Here is an 8,830-nt window from a genome sequence, read left to right on the forward strand (position 1 = left end):
GAGAGGACGTATGAGTCTTAAGTGGGTTGATGTACTCGATATTGCAATTGAATTGGTAGAGAAACATTCAGATGTCGATCCGTTGAAAATTAGCTTTCCGGATCTTTATCAAAAGGTAATGGATCTCGATGAATTTGATGATGATCCTGATCGCTGCGGGGAAAAAATCCTAGAAGCGATACAGATGGCCTGGATAGAAGAGCAGGATTAATTTTAAAACAGCCCGGTTTATACCGGGCTGTTTCTTTTGTAGTCTGTTGTGGCTTGTCGTCAGCTTCGCGTATAATGGCGCGTTTTTCAGAAATCTCTTTAGGGGAAAGTACAAATGGCTATCGAACGCACACTATCAATTATCAAGCCTGATGCCGTGGCTAAAAATGTAATTGGTCAAATTGAATCTCGTTTTGAAAATGCGGGTCTTAAAATTGTAGAAATGCAGCTTAAGCAATTAAGCAAAGAAGAAGCAGAAGGTTTTTATGCTGAGCATAAAGAGCGTCCTTTCTTTGGTGACTTGGTGAGCTTCATGATTTCTGGCCCTGTTGTTGTTCAGGCGCTGGAAGGTGAAAATGCAATTTTGACAAATCGTGATCTGATGGGTGCTACTAATCCTAAAGAAGCAGCTGCAGGAACTATTCGTGCTGATTTCGCAGAGTCTATCGATGCGAATGCTGTACACGGTTCTGATTCTGCTGCTTCTGCAGCACGCGAAATTGCTTACTTCTTCGGTAAGTAATTATTGCTAGCATGCAGAGGGGAGCTCTCTTCTGCATGTGTTTAAATTTATAGGTGTAATAATGACTGAATCCATTCCCAAAACTAATCTATTAGGGATGTCTCCTGAAAAGCTGGAAGCTTTCTTCGCTGAACTGGGTGAAAAACGTTTTCGTGCAACTCAGGTACTAAAATGGATGCATCAGCTTGGCGCTGAAACATTTGATGATATGACAAATATCAGTAAATCGTTACGCGTGAAACTGAATCAGGTTGCCGAAATTCGCGAACCCGAAGTTGTTATGCACGATGTATCTAAGGATGGCACGCGTAAATGGGTTATTCGTGTTGATGGTGGTTCTTGTGTCGAGAGTGTCTTGATTCCTGAGGGAGATAGAGCAACACTGTGTATCTCGTCTCAGGTCGGCTGCGCTCTTGATTGTAGCTTTTGTTCAACGGGTAAGCAGGGGTTTAATCGAAACCTGACTGCATCCGAAATCATCGGGCAAGTACGTATTGCTATTAAGTCTTTTGGTCCTATGGATCCAGCTCAACCTAGGCGTGTGACGAACGTTGTATTTATGGGTATGGGTGAGCCGTTGATGAATTTTGAGAATGTTGTCAGCGCTATAAAATTAATGATGGAAGATAATGCTTACGGTCTATCTAAGCGCCGTGTGACGTTAAGTACGGCTGGTGTAGTTCCGGGCATTGACAAGTTAATAGAAGAAACCGATGTCTCTTTGGCGATTTCTTTACATGCGCCTAATGATGAATTGAGAAACCAGTTGGTGCCTATTAATAAACGGTATCCAATTGAAGAGTTAATTGCTGCGTGTAACCGTTATCTTGAAAGACTGAACGATAGGCGGGTGATAACAGTAGAATATACATTAATGGCTGGCATTAATGATCAGCCAGTGCAGGCAAGAGAGCTCGGGCGTTTACTTAAGCGCTTGCCTTGCAAGCTAAATCTGATACCTTTTAATCCGTTCCCTAATTCAGGATACGATAGACCTTCGGAAGACGCTATCGCGGCATTTAAACAAGTAATGCTAAAAGCGGGTATTATGACCACAGTTCGGCGCACACGAGGTGCTGAGATTGATGCGGCGTGTGGGCAGCTAGTAGGTCAGGTGGAAGACAGAACTCGCCGTAGTCAGAAATACATACCGATTGTTCAAGAAAGTACTGTTTAGCCATTTATTGATGATGTGAAAGGAGTTGCCGTACGTGAAGAAAGCTCGTGTGTTGGTGGCTGTGCTTATAGGGGCGCTGCTATCGGGGTGTACGGGGCTGCAGTCAGAGTCTGTTGCTATTAACAAAAATACTGTTTCGTCTGAAGGGGCATTGCAGGCTTATACAACACTGGGTTTGCAGTACCTTCAATCTGGCGATTCTGTCAATGCAAAGTCTGCAGTACAAAAAGCGCTGGATATTAATTCAGATTACGCACCTTCATACAATGCCTTGGGTTTGATTTTTCAGGTGGAAGACGAGATTGCTCTAGCGGAGCAATATTATAAGAAAGCAATTTCTTTAGAGCCTGATAGTGCAATGTTTCATAATAACTATGGCGCATTTTTATTTTCTGAAAAGCGTTATCAAGAAGCATGTGTTGAATTATCTAAAGCGACAGAAGATCCTTTTTATAATAATAGACCGCAAACGTTTGAAAATTTAGGTCGTTGTTATTTGGAAATTGGGCGAACTGATGTCGCCATACATTCATTTGAAAGGTCTCTTAAAACTGGCGGTATACGACCATTAGCATTGGTTGAGTTGGCAGATCTTTACTTAATGAACCAAAATATCCCTGATGCAGAGAAGTATTACTCGCAGTTTACGGGGCTGATTAACGCTAAGAAGGTAAATCACTCTGCGAAAAGTTTGTGGGTCGGGATTCGGTTGGCGCGAGAGAACGGTAAGGTATCTCTAGCGACGACTTATACTCTTTTGTTGAAGAATCTTTATCCAGAATCTGACGAATATAAAAAATATAAGGAGTCAGCTAGGTGAGCAGTGTTCCAGATGAAAGTATGGCAGAAAACGGTATTCAGCTTCCTGGTGAAAGTTTGCTAGTAGCGAGAGAATCGCAAGGTTATAGCCAGCAAGCAATAGCTGATGAGCTGCATCTGCCTGTACGTTATATACAGTGGATTGAAGAAAGTGCTTATGAAAAACTTCCGAGTCTTGTTTTTGCTCGAGGATATATTCGCGCTTATGCAAAAATAGTTGGTGTCGACGGAACAGCGTTGATTGAAATGTTTGATCAGGCAGAGGGCGGAGCTGCCAAAAAAGATCCTATTCGCTCGGTATCTAAAGTTCAGCAGCAAGTGAAGCTGGGAGACCCGGTCATGCGCTGGTCTGGTTGGCTTTTTTTATTGATGATCGTGGCAGCTGTCGGTTGGTGGTGGAAAACCCAATATAGTTTGGCGCCCGTTGATGGGTTGGCTCCCGTTGTTTCGGTTGTAACAGAAACAACGGGCGATAATACGCTGAAACTGCCGAAATTAGATGATGTAGCTGTCTCAGAAGAGCTGGCTGCTGTTGGATCAACGGTTGTGGAGCCGGTTGCTGCTGAAGAGCCTGTGAACTTATCTGCTGCAGATATTTCAAAGCTTCAAAGTGAACTTGACTCGGGGGGTGGTGTTTCGCCTGAAGTCAGCGTTGTAACAGCAACTGCTGAAGTTGTAGAAAAGTTGCCTTTAGAAAGTACTATTGCGCCACCGCTTGTACTTGATAAGTTGCAGATAACTTTTACAGCGGACTGTTGGCTTACTGTAAAGGATGCTGATGGTAAGACAATATTTAATAATTTGCGTAAAAAAGGACAGTCTTTAAAGCTGTCAGGTAAAGAGCCTTTAAGAGTACTTATTGGGCGAGTTTCTGCTATCGATCAGGTGATTTACAATAAGGCTGTTATTGATCTGAAGCCTTTTAGTAGTAAAAATGTGGCGAAGTTTACGCTTCCATTGAATTAAAGTTTTAAGAAAGAGAGTGCATAGTTTGGCAAAAGTTAAAGCCATCCGTGGGATGAACGATATTCTTCCAGATGCAACGCCTGTTTGGCAGTATTTGGAACGCCAAGTTAAAGCCGTCTTATCCAGCTATGGATATGACGAGATCCGTATGCCTATTGTTGAGCAAACGGAACTCTTTAAGCGCTCGATTGGTGAAGTGACCGATATTGTAGAAAAAGAGATGTACACCTTTGATGATCGTAATGGCGAAAGTTTAACCTTGCGTCCAGAGGGGACTGCGGGGTGTGTACGTGCAGGTGAAGAGCATGGGTTATTGTTTAATCAGACTCAGCGCTTATGGTATCAAGGCGCAATGTTTCGCTACGAAAAACCTCAAAAGGGTCGCTATCGCCAATTTCATCAAATAGGCGTTGAGACATTTGGAATGTCTTCGGCAGATATAGATGCTGAAGTTATCATGTTGAGTGCTCGCTTATGGAAAAATCTAGGAATCCTAGATGATGTTACTTTACAGCTGAACTCTCTAGGTAGTAATGAAAGCCGGCAGCAATACAAAGAAGACCTTGTTACCTACTTGAATAAGTATTTTGAACAACTTGATGAAGATAGCCAGCGCCGACTCAAGAGTAACCCTTTACGTATTCTTGATAGTAAGAGCGAGTCTACACAGGTGATTTTGGCGGATGCCCCGGTGCTGTCTGATTATCTAGACGATGATTCAAAGGAGCATTTTTCACGTCTGACTGAGTTGTTAGATCAAGCGGGTATAAAATATGAAATAAATACTCGTCTTGTGCGCGGTTTAGATTATTACTGTAAAACTGTCTTTGAGTGGGTGACTGATAAGCTAGGAGCCCAAGGAACTGTATGTGCTGGCGGTCGCTACGACGGCTTGGTGCAGCAGTTGGGCGGTAAAGCGACGCCTGCTGTTGGCTTTGCAATGGGGGTTGAGCGCTTGGTTTTGTTGCTGGAAACGTTAGATGCGGTTCCTGACTCAGAAAAAGATTCGTTCGATTTGTATATTGCTGCGCAATCAAAAGAAGTACAAGGCGATGTTATTCGCTGCGGTGAAGTGTTGCGTGATGGTATTCCTAATTTGCGCATTAGAACGCATTGTGCAGGCCTGAAAAATATAAATAATAAAGCTCGACAAACAGGTGCTCGATTAATTTTGTTGATACAGCAGAGCGAGTCCGGTGTTGTTGGCGTGTTGTGGAATGGAGCGGAGTCTAGTGCTCAAATTCCTTTAAAAGAATTACTAGCGGTAGTGGCTCAGCAGTGGGCAATTGTTAAGCAGAGCTAAACCTTGATTATTGATTTGGAGATTTGTTGTGGCTGAGATGCGGACAGAAGAAGAGCAAGTAGAAGCGCTAAAGGGGTGGTGGAAAGAAAACGGTAAATCACTTCTGTTCATGATTGCTCTTTCCTTGAGTGCTGTTTTTGCTTGGAAAACATGGCAGCAGAAGCAACTTACTGATGCTGAAAATGCTTCTATAACGTATCAGAATCTTTTAGATGCTGTTTCTGGGGCGGTTGGCTCTAAAGATGAGGGGCAAATTGCTACTAGTCAGCATCTTGCTCAACAGCTTAAGGCGGACTACGAAAAAACTGAATACGCGAGATTTGCTGCTTTATTAGTTGCTAAGGTTGCTGTTGATCAAAAAGACTATTCGAAAGCACTTGATGAGCTTGAGTGGGTATTGGTGCATGAGCCAGGTCCAGAAATGCGCAATATAACGCTGCTACGTAAAGCGCGGATTTATCAAGCAATGGGTGAGTTTGATAAGGGATTGGTCACGATAAAAGGGCTGGATTCTAAAGAGTTTAGAGCTAGTGTTTATGAGTTGAAAGGAGACTTATTGCTTGCCAGTGGGCAAAGTTCTAGTGCGCGTGATGCATACCAGCAAGCGTTAAAAGCATCAGAGAATGCGGGGAGCAATCCTCTGCTTAATATGAAGCTTGAAGATTTGGCTGTATCGGAAGAGGGATAAAACATGTTTCGTCGGGTCGCTTTTGTATCGTTGGTTTCTCTTGTGTTGTCTGGCTGTGGGCTATGGGGCGGTTCGGACGAAGTTGAGCCGAATAAGCTCGTAGATTTTACTGCAGAAAAGAAAGTAGTTGTGCGCTGGTCTGCAGATATTGGTGGAGATCTTGGTGATAAGTTTCATCAAATAGTCCCGGCGATTAGCGGAGATTACATTTATACTTCTTCAGTTGAAGGGGGGGTATCTTCCTTTAACGTCGAAACCGGAGCGCGACAGTGGTTTGTTGATCTGGATGTTCCCCTGCTTGCGGGTATTGGCGCTGGCGGTGATAAGCTTGTTGTTGTTACCGAATCAGCTGAAGTGATTTGTTTAAATGCTAAAACGGGTGCTGAGTTATGGCGAAAGCAGCTTTCGGCTGAGGTTGTTGCAGAACCCCAACTCAATAAAAGTCTCGTTGTTGTTCAGTTAATTAACGGTAAAATCGTTGCACTTAATGCGTTAGAAGGGAGTGAAAGCTGGACCTACGATAGTCTTGCTCCGCGGTTGACGCTGCGAGGTACTAGCTCTCCTTTGGTTGCATCAGATGTCACATTGGCAGGGTTGGATAACGGTAAATTTATTGCCTTAGACAATGAGACTGGTGCGGTTTTGTGGGAGCAAACTGTATCTTTGGCGCAGGGGCGTTCTGAGCTAGAAAGAATGACCGATGTTGATGGTCGTCCATTATTGTTCGAGAATGTTGTTTATATCCCAGGTTTTCAAGGTAATGTCGTCGCTATTAACCCTTTTAATGCGCAAACACTGTGGGCTAAAAAGATGTCGAGCTACCATAGTCTTGCTGCGGGATTTGGTAATATTTATGTGAGTGAATCGGGCGATCATGTCCAGGCTCTAGATGCACGTAGTGCGGCGAGTGTATGGAAGCAAGATCAGTTAGAAAATCGTCAAATTACAGCGCCCGCTGTTATTGGAAATGCAGTTGCGGTGGGTGATGTTGAGGGGTATGTGCATTTTATATCTCAAATCGATGGTCACTTTGTTGCGCGTTACGATACAGGCTCTCGCTTAGTGGGAGATATGAAGGTCAAAGGAGATACGCTCTATGCACTCACAGATGCGGGTCGTTTATTAGCGCTGACACTGAATTGATCAGCCGTTTTAATTCAAACAGTTGCTTTGGGATTCAAGGTAGCTGCTATTTAATTTTTTGGTAATACTTAATGCTACCTGTTATTGCACTGGTTGGTCGTCCCAACGTTGGAAAGTCTACTTTATTTAACCGAATGACTAAGAGTCGGGATGCGCTTGTGGCAGATATGCCTGGTGTAACCCGTGATCGCAAATACGGTGAGGGGCAGATCGGTGAGCAGGCATATATTGTTATCGATACCGGGGGTATTACCGGCGATGAGCAAGGTATTGACCATGAAATGGCACAGCAATCTTTGCAGGCTATTGAAGAAGCTGACGTAATTTTCTTTATGGTTGATGGTCGAGCTGGGTTGATGCCGGCAGACTCAATGATTGCTGAACATTTGCGAAGAACTGAAAAGAAAGTTTATCTGGTTGTTAATAAAACAGATGGGCTTGATCCTGATATTGCTATGTCTGATTTTCATACCGTCGGTATGGGAGAGCCTATACCTATTGCGGCAGCGCATAACCGTGGGGTAACAGTATTAACTGAAGAGTGCCTGTCGAGTTTTGAAGATGTCGATATGCCATTCGATGGTCGTGACGATAGTGTGCGTATAGCCATTGTGGGTAGACCTAATGTGGGCAAGTCTACATTGGTTAACCGCTTGTTGGGAGAAGATCGTGTTATTGTTTTCGATGAGGCTGGAACGACACGTGACAGTATTTATATTCCTTATGAGCGTGATGGTCAGGCTTATACGCTGATTGATACGGCAGGCGTAAGGCGTAGAAAAAATATTAAAGAAGTAGTAGAAAAATTCTCGATCATTAAAACATTGCAGGCTATAAAAGATGCCAATGTAGTTGTCTTGGTAATTGATGCACGCCAAGGGTTAAGTGATCAGGACTTGCACATGCTTGGTTTTGTTCTGGAGACAGGGCGCGCTTTAGTGATAGCTCTCAATAAATGGGATGGTATGACTGATGAAGATAAAAAAGAAGTAAAAGAACAGATTCATCGTCGGCTTGGTTTTGCCGAGTTTGCTCGTTTTCATTTCATTTCAGCATTATACGGCAGTGGTGTAGGGGAGATGTATGCATCTATTAACGAAGCATATGAAAGTGCAATGGCTAAATGGGCGACGCATCGCTTAACTCTTTTGCTTGAGGATATTGTTGCGGATCACCAGCCTCCTCAGGTTGCTGGTCGTCGTATTAAGTTGCGTTATGCTCACCAAGGTGGCTCAAACCCGCCAATTATTGTTGTACACGGTAATCGCACAGAGCATCTGCCTGAGTCTTATAAGCGTTATTTGAAAAATAAGTTTATAAAAGTGCTTAGGATACATGGGACACCCGTTAGGTTCGAGTTTAAGACAGGTGAAAACCCATTTGCAGGGAAGCGCAATAAGTTAACGCCAAGGCAGCAAAGAAAAAAAGTACGCTTTCAAAAGCATGTTAAAGAGATTAAAAAAGGGCGTAATAAATAGCTTATTAGTCCTGATGTGGATTGGGTTGCGGTTTATAAGTAAAAAACTTATTGGTCGAGGCTTCATAATTACTAGCTTAAACTATCAATTAAAGGTGCCCTCGTGGCGCCTTTGTTGTTTTTGGGTTTATTTGCCTTAAAAGTGACTTTTTTTAGGCTGGGGTGTTGACTCCTTTGGGGGTGTCTGTAGAATGCGCACCTCTTCCCAAGGAAGCCCCTCAAAAGGGTGGCTTAGATGAGAAGGTGCTGGTTTTTAAGTTCTTGATAATTAACATCTTTTCAAGTTTTTTAGATTAGTAGTTGGTGTCTGGTTTTGCAGCCAAATGAGTTTCAGAAAGTTGCAAAATAAAGGTTGACACCAGCGAGGCGTTCGGTAGAATATGCGCCTCACTTGAACGACACGTTCAAGCGCTCTTTAACAGATTGGTCAGATAATTCGTGTGGGCGCTTGTCAGGACGAAGCTACAAAAGCTTTATCAGGATAAGCAACCTAGCGAACAGAATGAAACATACGTTTTATAAAG

Annotated in this window: 9 protein-coding genes; all 9 read left to right on the top strand. The window is 43.3% G+C overall.

Going from position 1 to position 8,830, the window contains the following annotated elements; translation table 11 throughout:
- The first annotated feature begins 10 nt into the window (after positions 1-10).
- A complete protein-coding gene (iscX, locus tag G511_RS0112380; RefSeq protein WP_028469909.1) occupies positions 11-211 on the top strand; it encodes a Fe-S cluster assembly protein IscX in 201 nt (66 codons plus the stop codon).
- Positions 212-325: 114 nt separating this feature from the next.
- Positions 326-733, top strand: a complete 408-nt coding sequence (ndk, locus tag G511_RS0112385) for a nucleoside-diphosphate kinase (RefSeq protein WP_028469910.1) — start codon at positions 326-328, stop codon at positions 731-733.
- A 61-nt stretch (positions 734-794) separates the two neighbouring features.
- Positions 795-1,910 (top strand): dual-specificity RNA methyltransferase RlmN, encoded by a 1,116-nt coding sequence (rlmN, locus tag G511_RS0112390; protein WP_028469911.1) that lies wholly within the window; start codon positions 795-797, stop codon positions 1,908-1,910.
- A gap of 34 nt (positions 1,911-1,944) precedes the next feature.
- A complete protein-coding gene (gene pilW / locus G511_RS0112395; RefSeq protein ID WP_036551970.1) occupies positions 1,945-2,730 on the top strand; it encodes a type IV pilus biogenesis/stability protein PilW in 786 nt (261 codons plus the stop codon).
- A complete protein-coding gene (locus tag G511_RS0112400; RefSeq protein ID WP_051221994.1) occupies positions 2,727-3,695 on the top strand; it encodes a RodZ domain-containing protein in 969 nt (322 codons plus the stop codon). The genes pilW and G511_RS0112400 overlap by 4 nt, the downstream gene beginning before the upstream one ends.
- Positions 3,696-3,747: 52 nt before the next feature.
- Positions 3,748-4,998: a histidine--tRNA ligase gene (gene hisS, locus G511_RS0112405; RefSeq protein WP_036551982.1), complete on the top strand. Its 1,251-nt coding sequence runs from the start codon at positions 3,748-3,750 to the stop codon at positions 4,996-4,998.
- 37 nt (positions 4,999-5,035) lie between these two features.
- On the top strand, positions 5,036-5,686 hold the full coding sequence (locus G511_RS0112410; RefSeq protein WP_036551984.1) for a YfgM family protein: 651 nt from the start codon (positions 5,036-5,038) through the stop codon (positions 5,684-5,686).
- Positions 5,687-5,689: 3 nt separating this feature from the next.
- On the top strand, positions 5,690-6,829 hold the full coding sequence (gene bamB, locus G511_RS0112415; protein WP_028469916.1) for an outer membrane protein assembly factor BamB: 1,140 nt from the start codon (positions 5,690-5,692) through the stop codon (positions 6,827-6,829).
- A 71-nt stretch (positions 6,830-6,900) separates the two neighbouring features.
- Positions 6,901-8,307: a ribosome biogenesis GTPase Der gene (der, locus tag G511_RS0112420; protein ID WP_028469917.1), complete on the top strand. Its 1,407-nt coding sequence runs from the start codon at positions 6,901-6,903 to the stop codon at positions 8,305-8,307.
- Positions 8,308-8,830: the final 523 nt, after the last annotated feature.

This window comes from Neptunomonas japonica DSM 18939 (assembly GCF_000422765.1).
Taxonomy (GTDB): domain Bacteria; phylum Pseudomonadota; class Gammaproteobacteria; order Pseudomonadales; family Balneatricaceae; genus Neptunomonas; species Neptunomonas japonica.